The sequence below is a fragment of the Stenotrophomonas sp. 05L413 genome, assembly GCF_056397945.1.
This window is the reverse complement of sequence record NZ_JBFTOL010000005.1, coordinates 41,926-64,569: the sequence shown is the minus strand read 5'-3', so window position 1 is coordinate 64,569 and position 22,644 is coordinate 41,926. Positions and strand designations below refer to the sequence as shown.

The window sequence follows — 22,644 nt, the reverse complement described above, 5'->3', positions numbered from 1 at the left end:
TCCGATGCTGCAATACAGCATCTTTGGGCCATCTCCGGGCGCGTCAACCGCACTTCGGCCTGCGCCCGGCCGCCTGGGCTTGTTGGTATACACCACTCAGGGACGGCGCGTCTCGCTGAAGTTCGCGGATACGGTTGGCCGGATCGGGGTGAGTGGACAGCCATTGGGGCGAGCGACCACCACTGGCGGCCATCATGTTCTGCCACAGATCCACTGCCTGGGCGGGGTTGAAACCGGCCTCGGCCATCAGCCGCTGGCCGACGATATCGGCTTCGCTTTCCTGGGTCCGCGAGCCGGGCAGCAGGAACGCGGCCTGCGCACCGGCGCCGCCAAGCTGGCTGACGGTACTGGCCGCGCCCTCACCGTACGCGGCGCCCGCCAGCGCGCCCAGAACCGACAAGCCGGTCTGCGCCCCCATCTGGCGGGTGATGCGTTCTTCGTGGTGGCGGGAGATGACGTGCCCGATCTCGTGGCCGATCACAGCGGCCAGCTGATCCTGGTTCCTGGCGACCGTGAAGATGCCGGTATTGACCCCGACTTTGCCGCCGGGCAGGGCGAACGCGTTGGGCTCCTTGTCGACCATCAACGCCGTCTCCCACCGTACGCCACGGTACTGAGGCGGCAACTGGGCGACCAGCGCATTGACCACGCACTGCACGTACGCGGTCTGCTTCGGGTCCTTGCTGAGGGTTCCCTTGGACTTGGTCTCGGTGAACGCCTGCGCGCCCAGCTGGTCCAGCTCGGCCTGCGAAACACCGCCGACCATCTGGCGGCGGCCGGTAGGTGAGGTCGTGGTGGCGCATGCGCTCACCAGCATGGCGATGGCAATTCCCAACAGCACTGGTTTCATGTGCGATCCCCCCGTGTTCATGTGCGCAGTGTGGAACGCGGCGACGTAAATTTTCGTCAAGCCGCGTGATCGATCAATGGATGCCCAGGAACATCAGCGCGACCAGGGCGATGCCGTTGTTCAAGCCATGCGCGGCGATCGGCGCCCACAAGGTTCCGGTGCGTTGGTAGAGCCAGGCGAAGGCCGCACCCATGCCGCCATAGACGAGCCATAGCTGGGCGATTTCCCACGGGCCATTGGCACTGGTGCCGGGGATTTCATGTACCAGAGCGAAGGCCAGGCTGCTCAGGACGATGCCCAACACCGGGCGACCGGCCTGCCACAGGCGACCGAACAGGACACGGCGGAACAACAGTTCTTCATAGGCCGGCGCGAGCACGACGGCAAACAGGGCAAGGAACCAGGGGAAACGCGTGATTGCCTGTTCCATCAGCGCCAGATTGGTCGGCACCGGTTCGATGCCCCCCTGCTTGGCCAACCATGCGATCAGGTTGCTGCCGATGATCACACCGGTGGCCACCAGCAATGTCCACCCCCATGTCGAGGGGCGACGTGCCGCCTGGAAGGACAGCACACGTTCGGCGGGCGTGGCCCGGCGACGGAAGAAATACAGCACCAGCGCGGCACCACCGGTAGCAACGAGCGCCATCAGGATCTGGGCGAGCGCCCCGGGTTGGCCCAGCTGCTGGGCAAGACCGGCAACGGCCGAAGCATCCGCACCGTCGCGTGCGGCCTGGTAGCCAACGATCGCACCGCGGTACAGCCCCCAGACCAAGCCGCTGATCAGGCTCAGCGACAGCAGCACCAGCACGCCAATGCCCAGGTCGATGAAGAAGCCCGCGAGCGGGGAACCCGGCTTGCGCGGCGATGACGGGACGGCAGGGGGCAGCGGAGGCGTCATGGACGCCGGGGGGGTAGCGGACATCGGATTCCTGGCATCGGGGGGCGATGGCCGGCCAGGGTGCAGGTCGCACCCGGCCGGCCCGTCCCCGATTGTGTCAGATATCCAGGTTGGCGACCTTCAGGGCGTTGTCTTCGATGAAGTCGCGGCGCGGCTCGACCACGTCGCCCATCAGGGTGCTGAAGATCTGGTCGGCCGCCACGGCATCCTCGATCCGCACCTGGAGCAGGCGACGGGTGTCGGGATTGACCGTGGTGTCCCAGAGCTGCTCGGGATTCATTTCACCCAGACCCTTGAATCGCTGGATCTGGCGGCCCTTCTTGGCTTCGTCCAGCAGCCAGTTGCGTGCTTCGGCGAAGCTGGCCACCTCGGCCGACTTCGCACCACGGCTGATCTTCGCACCGGCACGGACCAGGCCGTGCAGCAGGAGGGAAGACTGGTGCAGGGCACGCAGTTCACCGGTTTCAAACGCACCCAGCGGCAGCACCTGGATCAGCTGTTCGCCCATATGGCGACGCGTGACCAGCACCGCGGCCGGACGCTCCTCGGTGGGTTCCTGCAGTTCCAGCGTGTAGCGCGGCGAACCCAGGCTGCCCTGGTTGAGGCGGGTCGCCAGTGCGGCGAGGCCTTCGTCGGCGCCGGCCTTGCGCAGGTGCTCCAGATCCATCGGGGTGAAATCGATCAGTGCTTCGAGCACCTGGCGATCATAGCGATGGCCGTTGCGCGCAATGGTTTCCTGCGCTGACGCATAGGAGAGCAACAGCTTCTCCAGCGCGACGCCTTCGATGCCCGGCTCGCTTTCGGCCGGGATCAACGACGCGTTCTCCACCGCACTACTGGCCAGGTACGCGTCCAGCGCCGGGTCGTCCTTCAGGTACAGCTCCTGCTTGCCCTGCTTGATCTTGTACAGCGGCGGCAGGCCGATGTAGATGTGGCCACGCTCGATCAGTTCCGGCATCTGACGGTAGAAGAAGGTCAACAGCAGCGTACGGATGTGCGCGCCGTCGACGTCGGCATCGGTCATGATGATGATGCGGTGGTAGCGCAGCTTGTCCGGGTTGTACTCGTCCCGGCCGATGCCGGTGCCCAGCGCGGTGATCAGCGTACCGACCTGATCCGAGGCGAGCATGCGGTCGAAGCGGGCACGTTCCACGTTGAGGATCTTGCCGCGCAGCGGCAGCACCGCCTGGTTCTTGCGGTTGCGGCCCTGCTTGGCCGAGCCACCTGCCGAGTCACCCTCGACGATGAACAGCTCGGACAGCGCCGGATCCTTTTCCTGGCAGTCGGCCAGCTTGCCCGGCAGGCCGGCGATATCCAGCGCCCCCTTGCGGCGGGTCAGATCGCGCGCCTTGCGCGCCGCTTCACGTGCACGCGCCGCGTCCACGATCTTACCGGCGATCGCCTTGGCTTCGTTCGGGTTTTCCTGCAGGAATTCTTCCAGGCGCTGGCCGAAGGCACTTTCCACCGCCGGGCGCACATCCGAACTGACCAGCTTTTCCTTGGTCTGGCTGGAGAAGCTCGGGTCCGGCACCTTCACCGACAGCACCGCGATCATGCCTTCGCGCATGTCATCGCCGGTCAGGTTGATCTTGGCCTGCTTGGCGATGCCGTTCTGCTCGATGTAGTTGTTGAGCACACGGGTCAGCGCGCCGCGGAAGCCGGCCAGATGGGTACCGCCGTCCTTCTGCGGAATGTTGTTGGTGAAGCAGTACATCGTTTCCTGGTAGGAATCGGTCCACTGCAGCGCCACGTCCACCACGATGCCGTTGGATTCGCCGGTGACCGAGATCACGTTCGGGTGCAGCGGCGTCTTCAACTGCGCCAGATGCTCCACGAAGCTGCGGATGCCGCCTTCGTAATGGAAGTCGTCGCGGCGGCCATCGCCGCGCTCGTCGACCAGCGCGATCTTGACGCCGGAATTGAGGAAGGACAGCTCGCGCAGGCGGCGGGCCAGGATGTCGTAGTGGAACTCCACGTTGTCGTGGAACGCCTTCACCGACGGCCAGAAGCGCAGGGTAGTGCCGCGCTTGGTGCTGGCTTCGACCTGCTTGAGCGAGTTGACCGCAGCACCGTCAGCGAATTCCTGCTGGTAGTGGAAGCCGCCCTGGTAGATATCCAGCAGCAGCTTCTGCGAGAGCGCGTTGACCACGCTGACACCCACGCCGTGCAGACCACCGGACACCTTGTAGCTGTTGTCATCGAACTTGCCACCGGCATGCAGCACCGTCATCACGACTTCGGCTGCAGAGACTTCGCGATCGAGCTTCTTGCTCATCTGCTCGTGCTTGCCGGTGGGAATGCCGCGCCCGTTGTCCGACACCGAAACCGAGCCATCGGCGTGGATCATGACCGAGACATTGTCGGCGTGGCCGGCCAAGGCTTCGTCGATGGAGTTGTCGACGACCTCGAACACCATGTGGTGCAGACCGGTGCCGTCATGGACGTCGCCGATGTACATACCAGGACGCTTGCGGACAGCCTCGAGGCCTTCCAGGGCGGTGATGCTGTTGGCGTCGTAGTTGCCGCTGTTTGCGGGGATGTTCTGTTCTTCAGTCATTGCGCTTGCCGTAGGCTCCGCAGGTCGGGCCGCCGCGGTGAGGCGGGGCGCCGAGTAATAAGGGGTTGCAACAGCAATTATACCAGCCGGGCACCGTGACCCCTGGGGGACCACTATGGCACAGCCAGGACCTGTCCATGTTCCACGTGGAACCGGGTGATATCTGTCGCGTCGACCAGCGCCGCCGGTACCTCGGTGGCGGTGATGAATATCTGCGCCGGGCCGGCCTTGAGCCGTTCCAGCACCCGCGCCTGGTGATGGCGATCCAGCTCTGACGAAAGATCGTCCAGCGCGATCACCGGCCATTCGCCGCGCTGCTCAGCATAGTCCTCGGCCTGCGCCAACAGGCAGGTGAGAGCGGTCAGTTTGGCCTGGCCGCGCGAAAGCGCATCCCGACCCGGGATGGTCTCGAATCCGACGCTCCAGTCGGCCCGATGCGGGCCGACCGAGGTATAGCCGGCCATCCGGTCACGTTCCCGTGCCAGCAGCAGCGCGTCGGAGAGCGATACCTCCTGCTTGCGCCACCCTGGACTCAAACTCAGCGACTGGATCCCCAGATTGGGCGCCAGTACGGTGGCCAGTTCCACGGTCCGTTCCTGCAGCCGTTCGAGGTAGTGCTGACGGCGGGTGGTCAGCGGCTCACCTGCCTCGGCGAGCTCCCGGTCCCACGCATCCAGCGCATGGGGGTGTCCACCTTGCTTGAGCAGGGCATTGCGCTGTTTTAGAGCCCGCGAGTACCGGCGCCACAGACCCATGAAGTCTGGTTCCACGTGGAACAAACCCCAATCGAGGAACCGCCGACGGGGCTCACCACCGCCACTCACCAGCGCATGGCTGCCTGGCTCGAAGGTGACGACCGCCAGTGCGGCACACAGCGTGCCGAGCTGAGCGACATCTTCCCCGTCCAGTCGGCCTTTCCACTCCTGGCCGCTATGGCGAAGACCGGCCTTGCGACGGGTCGGGGTATCGGCACCATCGCGCTGCTCATCCCATTCCACGAACACATCCAACGCCTCCCGGCCCTGGCGTACCAAGCCATCCCGGACACGGCCGCGAAAACTGCGTCCATACGCCATGACGTGCAGCGCCTCCAGGACACTGGTCTTGCCGGCGCCATTGTCACCGGTGATCAGGTTGATGCCCGGTTGTGGTGCCAGTTCGACGGTATCGAAGCGACGGACCTGGTGCAGGGACAAACGGCGGATGCGCATGCGGACGATCAACGCCGCACGGGGCGGCAGACGGGTAGGGGGAATCGATCAGCTTACTGCATTGCCCGGGTTCCACGTGGCCGGATGCGCCGCGCGCCGCGGGTGGGTACCTGACCCGTCGCCGAGGGCGGAAGGAGCCGATCGGTCTGTCCCGGTGTTCAGCGCGGTGGCGGCTCGGTCTGCCATGCGTCCATTTCGGGTGACGCCAACGGTCATTGGGACAGACAAGCGCGATGTCGGCCGCCGACGTCAGCGCCGCGGCCAGGACCGCCACGTGAAACCTCCGTTTACCGCCGCATGGCCCGCCGGAGGGGGGCTGAATTTCTTCAAATCTGCGACCTACGCAGCACTGAGGTGCTGCAGATTTCAACGAATTTGCACCGCTTTTTGCCCGCCTTGCGAGCCAGGGACGCGGCCGGTGCCCTGTTTTTTTTAAATCTGGACGTGAGGTTCAATCGCCCCAGGGTAGAACCCAAGCAGCGCGCGCAGACCCAAACGAGACTGTCCACACCCGCTCTGTATGGCTTATGCACAGCCTATGGGCAATCTGTGGATAAAAAAGGCCTCTTGCACCACCTCGAAAGATATCCACAGGATCACCCCCAGGCTTAGACCCCGTTTTACCGGGGGTTTCGAGCCTATATTTCTCTTTAAAAGCAAACACTTAACCTACTTTTCAACCAAATCTGGCCCTACCACCACCACCAAGCTTTAGATTTATATACAGTTTTTAAAAGCATAGAGCTGTGATCCAGCGGTCTGAAAGCCGGGTGCAACAGCGGTTCGGAGCAGACGAGCAATTTGCGCAGTTCGCTCGGTTGACCCAGGCAGAATCGACAAGCGCGACAGCAGTCGATCGCCATTTTTCGCTGACCCCGTCTGGTGTCGCACCAACCCAGGGAGCGGGAGCCGAACGTAATCACCGTCTCGTCGGATGGAAGGCGTGAAGGCTCGTTGCCAACGTGTCGCTTTGCTACTTGGCGTCCGGCCACGTGAGTTGGGCTGCGTCCGCAATCGATCAGACCAACAGTACGGCGACGGCGAAAGCCCAACCTCAAGACAAATGCTCCACGTGGAACATCGTTTCCCCGCCCAAAAAGAAACCCGGCAATGCCGGGCTTCTCAGAACCACTCGGTTCCACGTGGAACCTGCGCGTTTCAGGTCACAGGCGCAGCGGCATCACGACGTGACGGGACTTCTCGCTGCTGGCCTCACGGACCAGCGCAGAGGAGTTCGAATCGCGCAGCTGGATGACGACGTGCTCGTCGCGGAGTGCGGACAACGCGTCCAGCAGGTAGTTCACGTTGAAGCCGATGGCCAGATCGCTGACCGTGGTATCGGCCTCGATCTCTTCCTGGGCTTCTTCCTGCTCCGGGTTGTGCGCGCTGATCTTCAGGTTGCCCGGCGAGACTTCCACGCGGATGCCGCGGTACTTCTCGTTGGACAGAATCGCAGCGCGCTGCAGCGAGGCACGCAGGGCTTCGCGATCAACCTTCACTTCACGATCGGCACCGATCGGAATCACAGCCTCGTAATCCGGGAACCGGCCGTCGATCAGCTTCGAGGTGAAGGTCACGTCATCGCGTTTGACGCGAACGTGGCTGCGGCCGACTTCCAGCTCGATCTCACGATCGCCGCTTTCCAGCAGACGCTGCAGCTCGGTCACGCCCTTGCGCGGCACGATGATCTGACGCTTGGCGCCGCTGGCTTTTTCCAGCTCGGTTTCGCACAGCGCCAGGCGGTGACCGTCGGTCGCCACGGTACGCAGGGCATCGCCACGCAGGTCGAACAGCAGGCCGTTGAGGTAGTAGCGCACGTCCTGCTGGGCCATCGCGAACGCGGTGCGTTCGATCAGTTCCTTCAGGGTCGCTTCGCCGATGGCCACGCGTTCGGTTGCTTCGACCTCGTCGACAGACGGGAAGTCGTTGGCCGGCAACGTTGCCAGGGTGAAGCGGCTGCGCCCGGCCTGGACGGTGATCTTGTCACCGGCCTGCGAGACCGTGATCCGGCTGCCGTCGGGCAGGGCGCGGATGATCTCGAACAGCTTGCGGGCGGGGATGGTGGTCTCGCCGTCCTGGGCATCTTCCACCGCGATCCGCGACACCATTTCCACTTCCAGGTCCGTACCGGTCAGCGAGAGCTGTCCGTTCTGGACCTGAACCAGGAAATTAGCCAGAACCGGCAGGGTCTGGCGGCGTTCGACCACGTTGACGACTTGTGCCAACGGCTTGAGAAAGGCTTCGCGCTGCAGTGTGAAACGCATGTGGTTCCGTGCCCCTATGCTTTAAAAAAATGTGGAATAAATCAAAAGCTTGGTGGTGCTGGTAGGGCCAGAATCGCGGGAAAACACGACTAAGCCTTTGTAAACAATAGGGTTTTTGACCGCGAAACCCTCTGCATTACTAGCCCCCAAGGGGTGGGGAAAGGTGTGGATAACTTTACCGTCGAATCCGCCGGCTTTTTTATCCACAACCTATACCTCGCTTACTACCGGATTCTGCACCGTTTTATGCGATGACGCCTTAGCGGCGTACATGCATCATTCGCTCAACTTCCGGATCAGCTTGTCCCAGTCTTCCCGCAACTTGCCGTCCGCTTCCATCAACGTCCGGATCTGCCGGCAGGCATGCAGCACCGTGGTGTGGTCCCGGCCGGCAAAGGCGTCGCCGATTTCCGGCAGGCTGTGCTCGGTCAGTTCCTTGGTCAGGGCCATGGCGACCTGACGGGGACGGGCCAGCGACCGGGTCCGACGCTTGGACAGCAGATCCTTGATCTGCAGCCCGTAGTAGTCGGCCACGGTTTTCTGGATGTTGGGAATGCTGATCGCCTGCTGCTGGGCGCGAAGCAGGTCGCGCAGGGTTTCCTGGGCGAAATCAGTGGTGATCGCACGGCCGGTGAAGTTGGCGCGTGCGGCCAGGGTATTCAACGCACCTTCGAGGTCGCGGACATTGGAGCGCATCTTCTTGGCAATCAGAAACGCCACATCGTCGGGGATATCGGTGCCACGCTCGCGGGCCTTGGCCAGCACGATCGCTGCACGCGTCTCGAAGTCCGGCGGCTCGATCGCCACGGACAGGCCCCAGGCCAGGCGCGACTTCAGCCGTGCTTCCAGGCCCTCGACTTCGCGCGGGTACCGGTCGCAGGTCAGGATGATCTGCTGCTTGCCGTCGAACAGGGCGTTGAACGTATGGAAGAACTCTTCCTGGGTACGGTCCTTGCCGGCGAAGAACTGGATGTCATCGATCAGCAGCGCGTCGACCTGCTGGAACTGGCGCTTGAACTGGTCCATGGTTTTTTCCTGCAGCGCACGGATCATCGCGCTGAAGAACTGTTCCGAACGCAGGTACAGCACCTTGGCCGCCGGGTTGGCCTGACGCATCGCATTGCCGGCCGCGAACATCAGGTGGGTCTTGCCCAGGCCGGTCCCGCCGTACAGCAGCAAGGGGTTGTGGGCGCGGTCGCCCGGCTTCTGCGCCGCCTGGAACGCCGCGGCCAGCCCCAGCTGGTTGCTGCGGCCTTCCACGAAGTTGGCGAAGGTGTAGTGCGAATCCATGTTGCCGGCGAACGGCACCAGGGGTTCGGCCGGCGCCGCCGGTGCGGACAGGCCCGGAATCGGCGCGATCTGCGCCTCTACCGGACGCGGACGCGAGCCGATTTCAAGAAAAACGTCGCCGAAACCGGCGAAGTGCGCCAGCAGCTCCTTGATGCGCGGCAGATACAGCTCGCGCACCTGGTCGACGATGAAGGCGTTTGGCGCATAAAGCACCAGGCTGTCCGCGCGCAGATCTGCCTGCAGCGGCTTCAACCAGGTGTGAACATCCTCGGGCGGAAACTCCGCTTCGAGGCGTTCGAGAGAACGAGACCAGGCATCCATCGGCAATAATCGTCTGGGGCCAGCGGATAGGCGAACAAAAGCGCCGCACCGCAGGCCGGAAGGGGGGAAGAATGGATGGCGCAGACTACCACCGACGAGGGGGGCCGGGAATGGTTGTCCCAAAGTTATTCACAAAACGATCCACAGCTATTGCACAGCCCGGTGAATTCCCGTAGTGACAGACACTTGACGGGACCTCGATGAGGTCTATAGAATTTCCGGTTCTTTCCGTCCCCTTCATATAGAGGCCCGCATGGCCACCAAGCGCACTTTCCAACCCAGCAACCTCAAGCGTAAGCGCGACCATGGCTTCCGTGCCCGTATGAAGACCGCTGACGGCCGCAAGATCCTGTCGCGTCGCCGCGCCAAGGGCCGTAAAGTCCTGAGCGCTTGATTGCAATGCCGCTTTCCGCGGCAGACGCAATCCTGACTGTGAGCAGTTCCGACCCGCGCAAGCGATTTCCTCGCTCTGCGCGGGTTCGTACGCGTGCCGAATATACAACGGTCTTCAACGGCGCCCGCCGTGTGTCCGATCCGCTGATGACCCTGCACTGGCTGAAGAGCGATACGCCAGCCAGGTTGGGTCTTGCCGTGTCGCGCAAAGTCGATCCCCGAGCCGTGGGTCGCAACCGAGTGAAGCGTGTGTTGCGCGATGCCACACGCCACGTACGGCCGTGGATGAGTGCCGGCGATTACGTCGTCGTTGCCCGCAGTGCCGCCCGTACCGCCAGCAATTCAGATATCCGCCAGGCCTTTGAACGCCTGCTGCGCCGCCTTGGCGCATTGCCCATGCCGGGCGCGGACGGCACAATGCCGCCGCCCCTGGGCGTTGCACCCCTTTCCCAGTCCGAGCCGGCATTGCGTGCCGGCCCCGTCGAGCCTGCACGCTGATGAACCAGACCCGCGTTTTCCTGATTTTTGCCTGGCTGATGGTGGCCGTGTTGCTGTGGATGGAGTGGGGCCGCGATAAAGCCGCGCCACCGACCCCGGCCGTGGCGACCCAGACCACCCAGGCCAGCGTGCCGGGTGCGGCTGCCGGGAGCATCCCCGGTGCGCCCGTGCCCCAGGCGGACGGTTCCCTGCCGGCGGCACAGCCGGCCGCGCAGACCGAGGCCGGTCCGGCCCGCGTGACCATCACCACCGACGTGCTGCGTCTGGTGCTGGACGGTGGCACGGTGCTGGATGCCGAGCTGCTGCAGTTCCCGCAGACCAAGGAAGAAGGCAGCCCGCCGGTCCGCCTGCTGACCGAAGAGGCGACCCACCCGTACCGCGCGGTGAGTGGCTGGATCAGCGAAGACAAGACCATGCCGGTGCCGGCCGCCAACGGCTTCAAGCTGGTCGGTGAGAACCACGACTTCGTGCTGGCCAAGGGCCAGGACGAGGTCACGGTGCCGTTCGAATGGACCGGCCCGAACGGCGTGACCATCCGCCGCACCTACTCGCTGGGTCGCAATGAGTACGCGATCACGGTGAAGGATGAAGTGGTCAACGGCGGCAGCGCCCCGTGGAGCGGCTACGTGTTCCGCACCCTGGACCGCACCCCGACCATCCTCTCGCGCAGCATGACCAACCCGGACTCGTTCAGCTTCAACGGCGCGACCTGGTTCAGCCCGCAGGACGGGTACGAGCGCCGCGCGTTCAAGGATTACCTGGACGACGGCCATCTCAATCGCACCATCACCGGCGGCTGGCTGGCGATGCTGCAGCACCACTTCTTCACCGCGTGGATTCCGCAGGCCGACCAGGCCGCGCAGTACTCGCTGGCGCAGAACAACGGCCGCGACCAGATCGAAGCGCGTGGCCCGGCCTTCACCGTGGCCCCGGGCCAGCAGGTCAGCACCGAAGCCCGCCTGTGGGTCGGCCCGAAGCTGGTCAACCTGATCGCCAAGGAAGACGTGAAGGGCCTGGACCGCGTGGTCGACTACAGCCGCTTCTCGCTGATGGCGATCATCGGCCAGGGCCTGTTCTGGGTCCTCAACCAGGTCCACAAGGTCGTCAACAACTGGGGCTGGGCGATCGTCGGCCTGGTGGTGCTGCTGAAGCTGGTGCTGTATCCGCTCTCGGCCGTGCAGTACAAGTCCGGTGCCAAGATGCGTCGCTTCCAGCCGCGCATCGCGCAGCTCAAGGAACGCTATGGCGATGACCGCCAGAAGTTCCAGACCGCGATGATGGAGCTGTACAAGAAAGAGAAGATCAACCCGATGGGCGGCTGTCTGCCGATCCTCATCCAGATGCCGATCTTCTTCGCGCTGTACTGGGTGCTGGTGGAATCGGTGGAACTGCGCCAGGCCCCGTGGCTGGGCTGGATCCAGGATCTGACCGCACGTGACCCGTACTTCATCCTGCCGGTGATCAACGTGGCGGTGATGTGGGCCACGCAGAAGCTGACCCCGGCACCGGGCATGGACCCGATGCAGGCCAAGATGATGCAGCTGATGCCGCTGGTGTTCGGCGTCATGATGGCCTTCATGCCGTCTGGTCTGGTGCTGTACTGGGTCGTCAACGGTGGCCTGGGCCTGCTCCAGCAGTGGTGGATGACCAAGCGTCATGGCAGCGATCCGCTGCCGGTCGTCACCGCCAAGAAGTAAGCCACACAGGAGACCCGCCGCAAGGCGGGTTTTCTGCATCTGCGGCCCGGCCAACCGTGCGGTCCGTAGAATGCCCAATGATTCCCCGCACGCTGCAGTGAGCCCGACATGACCCATGCCCCCGACACCATCGTGGCCATCGCCACCGCGCCCGGCGCGGGCGGCGTCGGCATGCTGCGGCTGTCCGGCCCGCAGGCGCGGCCCATCGCCGAGGCGATCGGCGTGCGCGCGATGCAGCCACGCCATGCGCATTACGCGCGCTTGCGCGATGCGGCCGGCGAGGTGATCGACGACGGCATCGCGCTGTGGTTCCCGGCGCCGAACAGCTTCACCGGCGAAGAAGTGGTGGAACTGCAGGGGCATGGCAGCCCGGTGGTGCTCCAGCAGCTGGTCGCGCGCTGCATCGCGCTGGGGGCTCGGCAGGCGCGGCCGGGTGAGTTCAGCGAGCGGGCCTTCCTCAACGGCAAGCTCGACCTGGCCCAGGCCGAGGCGATCGCCGATCTGATTGCCGCCAGCGATACCCGCGCAGCGCGCGCGGCCCGCCGCTCGCTGGACGGGGTGTTCTCGCGCCGCGTGGACGAGGTCGCAGAACAGCTTGTTCTGCTGCGGATCCACGTGGAAGCAGCGATCGACTTCGCCGACGAACCGCTCGATACCCTCGGCGGCGCGCAGGTCCGCAGTGGCCTGGTCACCGCGCTGCAGGCGCTGATCCGGCTGCGCGAGGATGCCGAACGCGGCCGCAAGTTGCGCGACGGGCTGCACGCCGTCCTGGTCGGGCCGCCGAACGCCGGCAAGAGTTCGCTGCTCAATGCACTGGCCGGCAGCGAGCGGGCGATCGTCACCGACATCGCCGGGACCACCCGCGACACCCTGCGCGAGACCATCCGCATCGATGGCCTGGAACTGACCCTGGTCGACACCGCCGGTCTGCGCGAAGGCGGCGATGCGATCGAGCGCGAAGGCATGCGCCGGGCGCGCGCGGAGATGCAGCGCACCGACCTGGCCATCGTGGTGGTCGATGCGCGCGAGCCGCAGGCCGGCCGCGACGCCGTGGGCGACAGCATCGCCGACGTGCCGCAGCAGCTGTGGATCCACAACAAGAGCGATCTGCTGGCCGCGATGCCGTCCGACGCTCCTGCGGACGTGGTGCATGTCTCGGCCGCGACCGGCCTCGGGCTGGATCAGTTGCACGCACGCCTGCGCGCGCTGGCCAGCGGCAGTGCCGGCGACAGCGTGGACGGTGAGTTCTCCGCGCGTGCCCGCCATGTGGAGGCGATCGGCCAGGCGATCGGCCATGCCGAACGCGCCGAATCGGAGCTGGTCCACGAGCACCTGGAGCTGGCGGCGGAGGAACTGCGCCTGGCCCATGAGGCGCTGGGCGAGATCACCGGACGGATGAGCGCCGATGACCTGTTGGGGCGGATTTTCTCGAGCTTCTGTATCGGGAAGTAGGCGGACGCCTTTCTTCGCGCTGTCACACCCTTGCAGCAGACTGACCGTGATCTTTATCGACAGGGATTTGCAGTGTCCAAGCAGTTGTGGGGATGTGTGTTGCTGGTGTCGCTGGCCGTGGCACCATCGGTGGCCATGAGCGCTGAATCGTCTTCCTCCACGCCGGCCAAGGCCGCCGTCTACGGCCACCGCGGTGCCAGTGCGCTGCTGCCCGAGCACACGCTCGCCGCGTACGCGCAGGCCATCGCCGATGGCGCCGACTACATCGAGCCGGACCTGGTGATGACCAAGGACGGCGTGCTGGTATCGCGCCACGAGAACGAGATCGGCGGCACCACCGATGTGGCCGCGCACCCGGAGTTTGCCAGCCGCAAGACCGTCAAGAGCATCGACGGTGAGCGCATGGAAGGCTGGTTCACCGAAGACTTCACCCTGGCCGAACTGAAGACCCTCTACGCCCGCGAGCGTCTGCCGCAGCTGCGCAGCACCGCGTTCGACGGCCAGTTCCGCATCGCCACGCTGGATGAGATCATCGCCTTCCTGGTGCAGCAGGCCGGGCGCGCCAACCGCGGCATCGGGCTGGTACCGGAGATCAAGCACGGCACCTACTTCAGGAGCATCGGCCTGCCGATGGAAGACAACGTGGTCGCCGCGCTGCAGGGCAACGCCTACACGCGCGTGGCGCCGGTGACGATCCAGTCCTTCGAGGTCGGCAACCTGCGTTACCTGCGCGGCAAGCTCGGCCGCGACAGCAACATCCGCCTGCTGCAGCTGCTCGGCGATCCCAAGCAGCAGCCCGGTGACGTGCTGGCCGCCAAGGGCAGCCAGCGCTATGCCGACCTGATCACCCCGGCCGGGCTGCGCGATGTGGCCACCTACGCCGACGGCATCGGCCCGAGCCTGCGCATGGTCATTCCACTGGATGCGCAGGGGAAGCTCGGCACCCCGACCTCGCTGGTGCGTGATGCGCATGCGGCCGGGTTGATGGTGGTGCCGTATACGTTCCGGCCGGAGAACTCCTTCCAGGCCGCGGAGTTCCGCAGCGGCGAGCCGAATGCCCGCAATGCCGAAGGCTCGGTGGCCGAGATGCGGGCCTACCTGGCCACCGGCATCGATGCGTTCTTCACCGATGACCCGGCGCTGGGCCGGCGTGCGGTGGATGGGGATGGCACGACCGCAGCCAATCCCTGAGCGTGTAGAGCCACGCCATCAGATGGCGTTGCCGGTCAGTCCAGCGATGACCCTTCATCGCGCCGCCGGAACGGCAGCACCACGAAGTCGCGGCCCTCGCGCGGTTGCCACAGCACCGGCACGCGGGTCGGGGAGGGCGGCTCCAGATCGGCATCGCGCGCTGCCTCGATGTCATCCTCTTCCTCGTCCTCCCAGCTATAGCGCTTGCGCGGCGCCATCGGGTCGGAGAGGCGGAACAGCAGCGCGCTGATGATGCCGGCGAAGGCACCGCCCATATGCGATTGCCAGGACACGCCCGGCTCGTGCGGCAGGATGGTCAGCAGCATGCTGCCGTAGAACAGGAAGGCGATCAGCCCGGCCGCGATCGCTGGCCGGTCGCGGCGCAGCAGGCCGAGCACGAACACCAGGAACATCAGGCCGTGGGTGATGCCACTGGCGCCCAGATGGCGGCTGCCCAGATCGCCCAGCAGCCAGGCACCGAGCCCCGAGCCGACCCACAACAGGGGCAGCGCGCGCACGGTGGCTTTGGGATAGACGCTGCCGGCCAAGGTGCCGAGGATCAGCAGGGCCGCCGCATTGGCGCCCAGATGCTGGATCGAGCCGTGCAGCAGCGGGGCACCGAGAATGCCGAGCAGGCCGGCCTTGTCCAGCGGGGCAACCGCCCACGGACGCCAGTCGACATGGCCCTGGGCGGTATACACCGCGACCAGCAGCAGCACGAAGGCCAGGCTCAGGTTGAACGCCCGCAGTACACCACCACGGTCGTTGCGGGACGGAACCGGCGGCGCGCCGGTGGGCTGGGGCAGGTTGGCGTTCATACCCTTAGGGATGGCGTCGCCCCGGATGAACACAAGGGCAACGTCGTGGGAGAGAGAGGTACCGCCTGCGGGACAATCCCGCAGGCGGCACGGTCGGTCAGGCGTGGCCGCCTTCCTTCGGCGGATTCTTCAGGCTCAGCACCACGGTCGCGGCGATGATCACCGCCACCACACCCAGCGAGATCGGGGTGGGGATCTTGAAGAGGTCGATCAGCATCATCTTGATGCCAATGAAGGCCAGCACCAGGGCCAGGCCGTACGGCAGCAGGTGGAAGCGATCGGCCATGCCGGCCAGCAGGAAGAACATCGCGCGCAGGCCCAGCACCGCGAAGACGTTGGAGGTCAGCACGATGAACGGGTCGGTGGTGATCGCGAAGATCGCCGGGATGCTGTCCACCGCGAAGATCACGTCGGTCACCGCGATCAGGATCAGCACCACGAACAGCGGCGTGAACCAGCGCTTGCCATCGCGCATGACGCTCATCGCGTTGCCGGCATAGTCGGGCAGCAGGTGCAGGTGCTTGCGCATCCAGCGCAGCGCAGGGTTGGTCTCAAGATCCGGCTCGCTGCCGGCCGAGAACCACATCTTCCAGCCGGTGAAGAGCAGGAACGCGCCGAACACATAGAGCAGCCAGTGGAACTTGGTCAGCAGCACGCTGCCGGCGAAGATCATGATGGTACGCAGCACGATCGCGCCCAGGATGCCGATGATCAGCACCTTCTGGCGCTGTTCCTCGGGCACCGCGAAGTAGCCCATGATCATCAGGAACACGAAGATGTTGTCCACGGCCAGGGCTTTCTCGACCAGGTAACCGGTCAGGAACTCCAGGCCGACCTTGTTGGCCACCACTTGGCCCGCAGTCTCGTTCAGGTAGTACCAGAGGCCACCGTTGAAGGCCAGGGCGAGGGCAACCCAGCCGATGGACCACCACAGGGCTTCCTTGAAGGTGACCTTGTGTGGGCCGCCGTGTCGCATCAAGACGAGGTCGACCAGCAGCGCGATGATCACCACCGCGCCGAAGCCGCCCCACAACCACACATTACCGATCGTCTGCATTGGGTTTATCCGTTGGAAAAAATAGAGTGCCTCAAGCCGGATGGCGAGGATCTGCAACGGAGGATCGGGGGGATCCAGGGACAGAGCTTCGCCATACGGCGAAGGTCTCGCTCGCAGTCCCGATGGGTGGGACTGCCGTTGCACCGGAGCCTGCGGGCTCGAATTGACGGCGACAACGTCTGGGAGCTACTCCCCTTCTGAGGCCGATTCTGCGGGGTGCCGGGGCCGGCGTCAAATCCTTTCCATGCCCCGGTGCTGCTGAACCCAATGCCCCAACCGGTAGTGACGGCCGCTGGCCGTCAACCACGTAGCGGCCGGGTTTACCGCGCTGACGGCCAGCGGCCGTCACTACCAGAGCGCCAGCGGCGTCGCTCCCAGCGCCGAGGGCTGCAGGCTTCCCGTTTACAATACGCCCATGAATACCCCTGCCCCCGTTGTCCGCCTCAAGAACGCCTGGCGCTCCAGCCACCCGTGGATCTTCCAGAAACTGGTCGAAAAGCCGGCCGTCCGTCCCAAACCCGGTGCCATCGTCGACGTCGTCGGCGTGGACGGGGAGTGGATCGGGCGTGGCTTCTACAACGGTCATTCGCGCATTGCCGTGCGCATCCTGGAGACCGATCAGGCCATCCCGGTCGACGCCGGCTGGTTCTCGCGCAAGATCGCCCAGGCGGTGTCGCTGCGCCGTGAGGTGCTCAAGCTGGACGAGATCTCCGATGCCTGGCGCGTGGTCCACAGCGAAGGTGACGGTCTGTCCGGCCTGGTGGTGGACCGCTACGGCGATCTGGTCGTGGTCGAATTCTTCGCCGCCGGCATGTTCCGCCACCGCGAGTGGGTGTATGAGGCCCTGCGCGAACAGTTCCCGGGCTGCCGTTTCCACAGCTTCGCCGACGAGCACGTGCAGAAGCAGGAAAGCTTCGACTTCCACGGCAACACCACCACCGAAGCCTCGGTGATCACCGAGTACGGCGTGAAGTTCCGCGCCGACCCGGCCGGTGCGCACAAGACCGGCTTCTTCGCCGACCAGCGTGAGAACCGCCAGTGGCTGAGCCAGCAGGTGGAAGGCAAGACCGTGCTGGACCTGTGCTGCAACACCGGTGGCTTTGCGGTGTACGCCGCCGCGCGCGGTGCGGCCGAGGTGGTCGGCATCGACATCGATGAAGACGTGATCGCCATCGCCAAGGGCAACGCCAAGCTCAACAACGTGCGCCCGAAGTTCATCCAGTCCGACATCTTCCCGTGGCTGCGCGATGCCTCCAACCGCGGTGAGAAGTTCGACGTGGTCATCCTCGACCCGGCCAAGATGACCCGCGACCGCGACCAGGTCATCACCGCGCTGAAGAAGTACCTGGACATGAACAAGCTGGCGCTGGGGGTGGTCAAGCCCGGTGGCCTGCTCGCCACGTTCTCGTGCACCGGCCTGGTGGCCGAAGACCAGTTCCTGGACATGCTGCGCCGCGCCGCGTTCTACGCCGGCCGCACCATCCAGATCCTGAAGGTGGCCGGCGCAGGTCCGGATCACCCGTTCATGGCCGCCGCTGGCCGGCTCCTCCTGGTCTCCGATTGTCGCGGGGAGCCGGCCAGCGGCCGGCACTACCGTTTGTTGTCCTCTCGGCGCTATGGTCTGACGCTTCCCATCCAAGGTGAGGCGTCATGACGTTGCGCAGTCTGTCTTTGCTGGTTTCGCTGGCGTTGTGCACGCCACTGGCCGCCCACGCGATCGAATTCACCCCGCAGGAGCTGGCCAGGGCATCTACGCTGCAGCACCGGCTGCTGACCTTGGACAGCCACCTCGACACGCCGGCCAACTTCCACCGCGACGGCTTCGACATCACCCAGCGGCACGACCACAACGCCCTGTCGCAGGTGGACTACCCGCGCATGGTGGAAGGCGCGCTGGATGGCGGCTTCTGGGCGATCTACACCGATCAGGGCGACCGCAGCGCACAAGCGCACCAGCATGACCGCGATGCCGGCCTGCTGCGGCTGACCGAGATCCGCGAGATGCTCGCCGCGCATCCGGACACCTTCCAGCTCGCGCTGACCGCCGCCGATGCCGCGCGCATCAAGGCCGCCGGCAAGCGCGTGGTCTACATCAGCATGGAGAACGCCAGCCCGCTGGTCGACGATCCCACGCTGCTCAGCTACTACCACCTGGCCGGCCTGCGCCTGCTCAGCACGGTGCACTTCGCCAACAACGAGTTCGCCGATTCGGCTACCGATCCCAAGGGTGCCGAGTGGAAGGGCCTGAGTCCGGCCGGCAAGGCGCTGGTGGATGAAGCGGTGCGGCTGGGTATCGTCATCGATCAGTCGCATGCCGCCGATGCGGTGTTCGATGATCTGATCGAGCGCATGCCGGTGCCGTTCGTGCTCTCGCACAGCTCGGCCAAGGCGATCTACAACCATCCGCGCAACCTCGATGATGTGCGTCTGAAGCGGCTGGCCAAGGCCGGCGGCGTGATCCAGGTCAACGCCTATGGTGGTTATCTGATCGACACCGCCAAGAGCGAGGCGCGCAAGGCGGCCGAGACGGCGCTGATGGCGCAGCTGGGCACCGATTACGACGGCATGAGCATCCAGCAGGGCGTCGCGCTGAAGAAGGGGCTGGAGGAGATCGACCAGCGCATTGCGCTGCGCAAGGCCACGCTCGACGATTTCTTCGCCCACTTCGAGCACATCCTCAAGGTGGTCGGCCCCGAACACGTGGGCATCGGGCTGGACTGGGATGGCGGCGGTGGCCTGGCGGATCTGCCCGACGTGAGCCAGCTGCCGAAGATCACCGCGTGGCTGCTGCGCAAGGGCTACAGCGAGAAACAGATCGCCGGTATCTGGGGCGGCAACCTGCTGCGCGTCATGCAGCAGGCACAGGATCACGCGGCCAAAGTTGCCGCCGCGAAGCCCTGAGGCCAGTGGCGCGTCGCGCGCTGCCCGGCAGGGCGGCGTCACCAGCGCCCGCAAAGAAAAAGGCAGGCCCAGGGCCTGCCTTTCTCACACCCGGTCATCGCCGGCCCGGTGGCCGGCGCGATAGCTCAGCGCTTGCCCAGCACCGCATTGCGACGCCCGTAGGCGAAGTAGGCGATCAGGCCCAGAACGTTCCACGCCAGGAAGTACAACTGCGTGGTGCTCGGCAGGCTGAAGAACAGGTACACGCAGCCGATCACCGCCAGCGGGCCGACCACGTAGGCCAGCGGCGTGCGGAACTTGCGCACGCGGTTGGGTTCGCGCTTGCGCAGCACCACCAGGCACAGGCCCACCGCGGTGAACGCGGCCAGCGTGCCGGCGTTGGCCAGCGCAGCGATCTCATCCAGACGTGCCACGCCGGCCAGCGCAGCAACCAGCACCGCGGTGAACAGCGTGGTGGCGACCGGCGTGCCGGTGCGCGCGCTGACCTTGGACAGACCACGCGGCAGCAGGCCATCGCGCGACATGACGAAGAAGATGCGGCTCTGGCCGTACAGGAAGGCCAGCAGCACGGTCGGCAGCGCGATCACCGCCGCTGCGCCGATCCACTTGGCCGCACCCGGGCTGCCCAGCTCGCGCAGGATCAGCGCCAGCGGCTCGGCGCTCTGGCCGAAGATCGTGTAGCTCATCGCACCCACGGCGGCCAGCGCCACCAGCACGTAGATGATGGTGCAACCGACCATCGAGCCGATGATGCCGATTGCCAGGTCGCGCTCGGGCTTCTTGGTTTCTTCAGCGGCGGTGGAGATCGCATCGAAGCCGTAGAACGCAAAGAAGATGATCGCGGCGGCCGCCATCACCCCGCGTTCCACGCCATCGGCGCCCAGCGACTTGACGAAGCCGAACGGCATGAACGGCTCCATGTGGCCGGTATCGAAGTGCGGCAGGGCGATCGCCACGAACACGGTCAGCGCGATGATCTTGATCACCACCAGGACTGCGTTGAGGGTCGCGCTTTCCTTGGTGCCGGCCATCAGCATGCCGGCCACCAGGAAAGTGATCAGCACCGCCGGCAGGTTGATGAAGCCGCCTTCCACGTGAGGGCCGGCGGTCAGCATCAAGGGCAGGTCGATCCCGAAGCCGTGCAGGAAGCCGACCGCGTAGCCGGACCACCCGACCGCGACCGTACTCACCACCAGCGAGTACTCCAGGATCAGGCTCCAGCCGACCACCCAGGCCACCACCTCGCCCAGGGCGGTGTAGCTGTAGGTGTAGGCGCTGCCGGCGGCCGGCATCATCGTGGACAGTTCGGCGTAGGACAGGGCCGCGCAGGCGCAGACCGCGCCGGCGATGGCAAAGGAAATCAGCACTGCGGGGCCGGCCAGGTTCGCGCCGACACCGATCAGGGTGTAGATGCCGGTGCCGACGATCGCGCCGATGCCCAGCGCGATCAGGTGCGGCCAACTCAGGGTCGGGATCAGTTGCCTGCCGGCTTCATGGACGGTGACGGTGTCTAGGGACTTGCGCCGGAGCAATGACATGGGGCCTCGCGGTGGATGACTGTGAACGACAAGTCTGCGAGTTTTACCGAACGCGGCGCAGCATTACTACTGCCAAGCGTCGTAAGCGGCTGCACGGCCCGCATGACTGAGGCGAAGGTGACGAAACGGGCACAAAGGCCGGACGCTCATTCCCAGTGGCAGCCGGTGTCGGTGATCGCCTCGAAGTCTTCGCCGAAGGCGGTCTGCTGGCCGGTGCGCGCGTTGGTGTAGGAGAAGCCATAGATGCGCGCGCCTTGGGTGCTGATCGCGTAGTGGCCAATCACCTTGCCGTCCAGGTGCTCGTCCCACACCGTGTCGAACTGCCACGGGCGGTCTTCGGCCAGCACCGTGCTCTCCTGCGAGGCCAGGGTCAGCCGCAGCCACGCGGTCTTGCCGGCGTAACGCACATGGCTGACCCGCTCACCGTCCGCGGTGCCCTCGGGGAGTTTCCATTCGAGGTGGATCTGCTGGCGGCTGCCGCCGGTCAGGCAGCGGATGTCATCGGCGTGCGCCGGCGCGATGGCCAGCAGCAGCAACAGCAGGGCGAGCCAGCGCATGGGGCAGGGTTCATCCAGACAGAAAGAGGGCCATTGTCCTCCCGCGCGCGCGCTGCCGGCAGCATCAGCCGGATCGAGCATCCCGATCCGGCAGGTGGGCGTCAGCGGTTCAACGTCGCCATGGCCGCAGGGGCATAGCGCGGGCCGGCGGCGGCATGCGCCGGGAAGATCGCATCGATCCGGGCCAGCGCGTCGGCGCTGAGCTGCACCTGCAGCGCGCCGAGGTTTTCTTCCAGATAGGCCAGCCGCTTGGTGCCCGGGATCGGCACCAGGTCTTCGCCCTGCGCCAGCACCCAGGCCAGGGCTAGCTGCCCGGGGCTCACGCCCTGGGCCTTGGCCATCGCGGTGACCGCGTCGACCAGGGCCAGGTTGCGGTCGAAGTTCTCGCCCTGGAAGCGCGGCGATTGGCGGCGGTAGTCGTCGGCGTCGAAATCGGCCGGGCTGCGGATCGCGCCGGTCAGGAAGCCACGGCCCAGCGGCGAGTAGGGCACGAACCCGATGCCGAGCTCGCGCACCGTCGCCAGCACACCGTTGTCTTCCGGATCGCGCGACCACAGCGAGTACTCGGTCTGCACCGCGGTGATCGGATGCACCGCATGGGCGCGGCGGATCGTGCCGGCCGAGGCTTCGGACAGGCCCAGGAAGCGCACCTTGCCCTGTTCGACCAGCCGCGCCATCGCCCCCACGGTGTCCTCGATCGGCACCGTGCCGTCCACGCGGTGTTGGTAGTACAGGTCGATGTGGTCCACGCCCAACCGCTGCAGGCTGGCCTCGCAGGCGGCGATCACGTACTCCGGGCGGCCATCGACGCTGCGCGCGGCGGTGTCGCTCGGCTCCAGCTTGATCCCGAACTTGGTGGCGAGGAACACCTGGTCGCGGCGGCCGGCGATCGCCTTGCCGACCAGCACCTCGTTGGTGTGCGGGCCGTACATGTCGGCGGTGTCGAGCAGGGTGACGCCGCGCTCCAGCGCGCGGTGGATGACCGCGATCGCGTCGGCATCGCTGCCGCGGCCGCCATAGAACGCGCTCATGCCCATGCAGCCCAGGCCGAGCGCGGAAACGGTGGGGCCATCACGGCCAAGGGTGCGGATCTGCATGCGGTACTCCGGGGAAGGGAAGGAACAGGACCAGCATCCTCCTGCGGACTA

17 protein-coding genes and 1 pseudogene are annotated in these 22,644 nt (G+C 65.6%); 7 read left to right on the top strand and 11 right to left on the bottom strand.

The genetic code is table 11. The annotated features are described in order from the left end of the window. Positions 1 to 43: 43 nt before the first annotated feature. The 6 genes from AC1DIQ_RS12335 to dnaA form a co-directional block, all read right to left on the bottom strand. Positions 44 to 850: a M48 family metallopeptidase gene (locus AC1DIQ_RS12335; protein WP_121043740.1), complete on the bottom strand. Its 807-nt coding sequence runs from the start codon at positions 848 to 850 to the stop codon at positions 44 to 46. A gap of 73 nt (positions 851 to 923) precedes the next feature. Next, positions 924 to 1,775 (bottom strand): CPBP family intramembrane glutamic endopeptidase, encoded by an 852-nt coding sequence (locus tag AC1DIQ_RS12330; RefSeq protein ID WP_121043737.1) that lies wholly within the window; start codon positions 1,773 to 1,775, stop codon positions 924 to 926. A gap of 73 nt (positions 1,776 to 1,848) precedes the next feature. Continuing rightward, positions 1,849 to 4,308 carry a DNA topoisomerase (ATP-hydrolyzing) subunit B gene (gene gyrB, locus AC1DIQ_RS12325; RefSeq protein ID WP_121043734.1) on the bottom strand — a complete coding sequence of 820 codons (2,460 nt, stop codon included), beginning with the start codon at positions 4,306 to 4,308 and terminating at the stop codon, positions 1,849 to 1,851. A 113-nt stretch (positions 4,309 to 4,421) separates the two neighbouring features. Then, positions 4,422 to 5,519: a DNA replication/repair protein RecF gene (gene recF / locus AC1DIQ_RS12320; protein WP_121043731.1), complete on the bottom strand. Its 1,098-nt coding sequence runs from the start codon at positions 5,517 to 5,519 to the stop codon at positions 4,422 to 4,424. A 1,163-nt stretch (positions 5,520 to 6,682) separates the two neighbouring features. Beyond that, positions 6,683 to 7,783, bottom strand: a complete 1,101-nt coding sequence (gene dnaN, locus AC1DIQ_RS12315) for a DNA polymerase III subunit beta (RefSeq protein WP_121043728.1) — start codon at positions 7,781 to 7,783, stop codon at positions 6,683 to 6,685. A 276-nt stretch (positions 7,784 to 8,059) separates the two neighbouring features. Beyond that, positions 8,060 to 9,394 carry a chromosomal replication initiator protein DnaA gene (gene dnaA, locus AC1DIQ_RS12310; RefSeq protein ID WP_046272260.1) on the bottom strand — a complete coding sequence of 445 codons (1,335 nt, stop codon included), beginning with the start codon at positions 9,392 to 9,394 and terminating at the stop codon, positions 8,060 to 8,062. A 253-nt stretch (positions 9,395 to 9,647) separates the two neighbouring features. On the opposite strand from dnaA, the gene rpmH reads away from it, so the two are divergent. The 5 genes from rpmH (at position 9,648) to AC1DIQ_RS12285 (ending at position 14,625) form a co-directional block, all read left to right on the top strand. Next, a complete protein-coding gene (rpmH, locus tag AC1DIQ_RS12305; RefSeq protein ID WP_006404565.1) occupies positions 9,648 to 9,788 on the top strand; it encodes a 50S ribosomal protein L34 in 141 nt (46 codons plus the stop codon). 5 nt (positions 9,789 to 9,793) lie between these two features. Further along, positions 9,794 to 10,285 carry a ribonuclease P protein component gene (rnpA, locus tag AC1DIQ_RS12300; protein ID WP_121043725.1) on the top strand — a complete coding sequence of 164 codons (492 nt, stop codon included), beginning with the start codon at positions 9,794 to 9,796 and terminating at the stop codon, positions 10,283 to 10,285. Further along, positions 10,285 to 11,982 (top strand): membrane protein insertase YidC, encoded by a 1,698-nt coding sequence (gene yidC / locus AC1DIQ_RS12295; RefSeq protein ID WP_121043722.1) that lies wholly within the window; start codon positions 10,285 to 10,287, stop codon positions 11,980 to 11,982. The genes rnpA and yidC overlap by 1 nt, the downstream gene beginning before the upstream one ends. Before the next feature lie 108 nt (positions 11,983 to 12,090). Continuing rightward, positions 12,091 to 13,434, top strand: a complete 1,344-nt coding sequence (mnmE, locus tag AC1DIQ_RS12290) for a tRNA uridine-5-carboxymethylaminomethyl(34) synthesis GTPase MnmE (RefSeq protein ID WP_121043719.1) — start codon at positions 12,091 to 12,093, stop codon at positions 13,432 to 13,434. A 135-nt stretch (positions 13,435 to 13,569) separates the two neighbouring features. Beyond that, positions 13,570 to 14,625 carry a glycerophosphodiester phosphodiesterase gene (locus AC1DIQ_RS12285; RefSeq protein ID WP_478050238.1) on the top strand — a complete coding sequence of 352 codons (1,056 nt, stop codon included), beginning with the start codon at positions 13,570 to 13,572 and terminating at the stop codon, positions 14,623 to 14,625. 35 nt (positions 14,626 to 14,660) lie between these two features. Here AC1DIQ_RS12285 and AC1DIQ_RS12280 read toward each other — a convergent pair whose 3' ends face one another. Both AC1DIQ_RS12280 and AC1DIQ_RS12275 read right to left on the bottom strand, forming a co-directional pair. Continuing rightward, positions 14,661 to 15,443, bottom strand: coding sequence for a rhomboid family intramembrane serine protease (locus AC1DIQ_RS12280; RefSeq protein WP_152152800.1), 783 nt, complete (start codon positions 15,441 to 15,443; stop codon positions 14,661 to 14,663). Positions 15,444 to 15,540: 97 nt separating this feature from the next. Continuing rightward, positions 15,541 to 16,500, bottom strand: coding sequence for a TerC family protein (locus AC1DIQ_RS12275; RefSeq protein WP_478050127.1), 960 nt, complete (start codon positions 16,498 to 16,500; stop codon positions 15,541 to 15,543). Positions 16,501 to 16,915: 415 nt separating this feature from the next. On the opposite strand from AC1DIQ_RS12275, the pseudogene AC1DIQ_RS12270 reads away from it, so the two are divergent. Then, positions 16,916 to 18,031 (top strand): annotated as a pseudogene (locus AC1DIQ_RS12270) (class I SAM-dependent rRNA methyltransferase); the annotation flags it as partial. 119 nt (positions 18,032 to 18,150) lie between these two features. Beyond that, on the top strand, positions 18,151 to 19,401 hold the full coding sequence (locus AC1DIQ_RS12265; protein ID WP_478050126.1) for a dipeptidase: 1,251 nt from the start codon (positions 18,151 to 18,153) through the stop codon (positions 19,399 to 19,401). Positions 19,402 to 19,526: 125 nt separating this feature from the next. Here AC1DIQ_RS12265 and AC1DIQ_RS12260 read toward each other — a convergent pair whose 3' ends face one another. From AC1DIQ_RS12260 to AC1DIQ_RS12250, 3 genes are all read right to left on the bottom strand, one after another. Beyond that, positions 19,527 to 20,939 carry an amino acid permease gene (locus AC1DIQ_RS12260; protein WP_313211280.1) on the bottom strand — a complete coding sequence of 471 codons (1,413 nt, stop codon included), beginning with the start codon at positions 20,937 to 20,939 and terminating at the stop codon, positions 19,527 to 19,529. Between the two features lie 146 nt (positions 20,940 to 21,085). Next, positions 21,086 to 21,496, bottom strand: coding sequence for a hypothetical protein (locus AC1DIQ_RS12255; protein WP_478050125.1), 411 nt, complete (start codon positions 21,494 to 21,496; stop codon positions 21,086 to 21,088). 101 nt (positions 21,497 to 21,597) lie between these two features. Beyond that, entirely contained in the window at positions 21,598 to 22,593 is a 996-nt protein-coding gene (locus AC1DIQ_RS12250) for an aldo/keto reductase (RefSeq protein WP_478050124.1), read from the bottom strand. Between the last annotated feature and the right edge of the window lie 51 nt (positions 22,594 to 22,644).

Excerpts from the sequence above, each read along its gene's own strand:
- AC1DIQ_RS12335 (WP_121043740.1), bottom strand. The coding sequence starts at position 850 with ATGAAACCAGTGCTGTTGGGAATTGCCATCGCCATGCTGGTGAGCGCA.
- AC1DIQ_RS12330 (WP_121043737.1), bottom strand. The coding sequence starts at position 1,775 with ATGTCCGCTACCCCCCCGGCGTCCATGACGCCTCCGCTGCCCCCTGCC.
- gyrB (WP_121043734.1), bottom strand. The coding sequence starts at position 4,308 with ATGACTGAAGAACAGAACATCCCCGCAAACAGCGGCAACTACGACGCC.
- recF (WP_121043731.1), bottom strand. The coding sequence starts at position 5,519 with ATGCGCATCCGCCGTTTGTCCCTGCACCAGGTCCGTCGCTTCGATACC.
- dnaN (WP_121043728.1), bottom strand. The coding sequence starts at position 7,783 with ATGCGTTTCACACTGCAGCGCGAAGCCTTTCTCAAGCCGTTGGCACAA.
- dnaA (WP_046272260.1), bottom strand. The coding sequence starts at position 9,394 with ATGGATGCCTGGTCTCGTTCTCTCGAACGCCTCGAAGCGGAGTTTCCG.
- rpmH (WP_006404565.1), top strand. The coding sequence starts at position 9,648 with ATGGCCACCAAGCGCACTTTCCAACCCAGCAACCTCAAGCGTAAGCGC.
- rnpA (WP_121043725.1), top strand. The coding sequence starts at position 9,794 with ATGCCGCTTTCCGCGGCAGACGCAATCCTGACTGTGAGCAGTTCCGAC.
- yidC (WP_121043722.1), top strand. The coding sequence starts at position 10,285 with ATGAACCAGACCCGCGTTTTCCTGATTTTTGCCTGGCTGATGGTGGCC.
- mnmE (WP_121043719.1), top strand. The coding sequence starts at position 12,091 with ATGACCCATGCCCCCGACACCATCGTGGCCATCGCCACCGCGCCCGGC.
- AC1DIQ_RS12285 (WP_478050238.1), top strand. The coding sequence starts at position 13,570 with ATGAGCGCTGAATCGTCTTCCTCCACGCCGGCCAAGGCCGCCGTCTAC.
- AC1DIQ_RS12280 (WP_152152800.1), bottom strand. The coding sequence starts at position 15,443 with ATGAACGCCAACCTGCCCCAGCCCACCGGCGCGCCGCCGGTTCCGTCC.
- AC1DIQ_RS12275 (WP_478050127.1), bottom strand. The coding sequence starts at position 16,500 with ATGCAGACGATCGGTAATGTGTGGTTGTGGGGCGGCTTCGGCGCGGTG.
- AC1DIQ_RS12265 (WP_478050126.1), top strand. The coding sequence starts at position 18,151 with ATGACGTTGCGCAGTCTGTCTTTGCTGGTTTCGCTGGCGTTGTGCACG.
- AC1DIQ_RS12260 (WP_313211280.1), bottom strand. The coding sequence starts at position 20,939 with ATGTCATTGCTCCGGCGCAAGTCCCTAGACACCGTCACCGTCCATGAA.
- AC1DIQ_RS12255 (WP_478050125.1), bottom strand. The coding sequence starts at position 21,496 with ATGCGCTGGCTCGCCCTGCTGTTGCTGCTGCTGGCCATCGCGCCGGCG.
- AC1DIQ_RS12250 (WP_478050124.1), bottom strand. The coding sequence starts at position 22,593 with ATGCAGATCCGCACCCTTGGCCGTGATGGCCCCACCGTTTCCGCGCTC.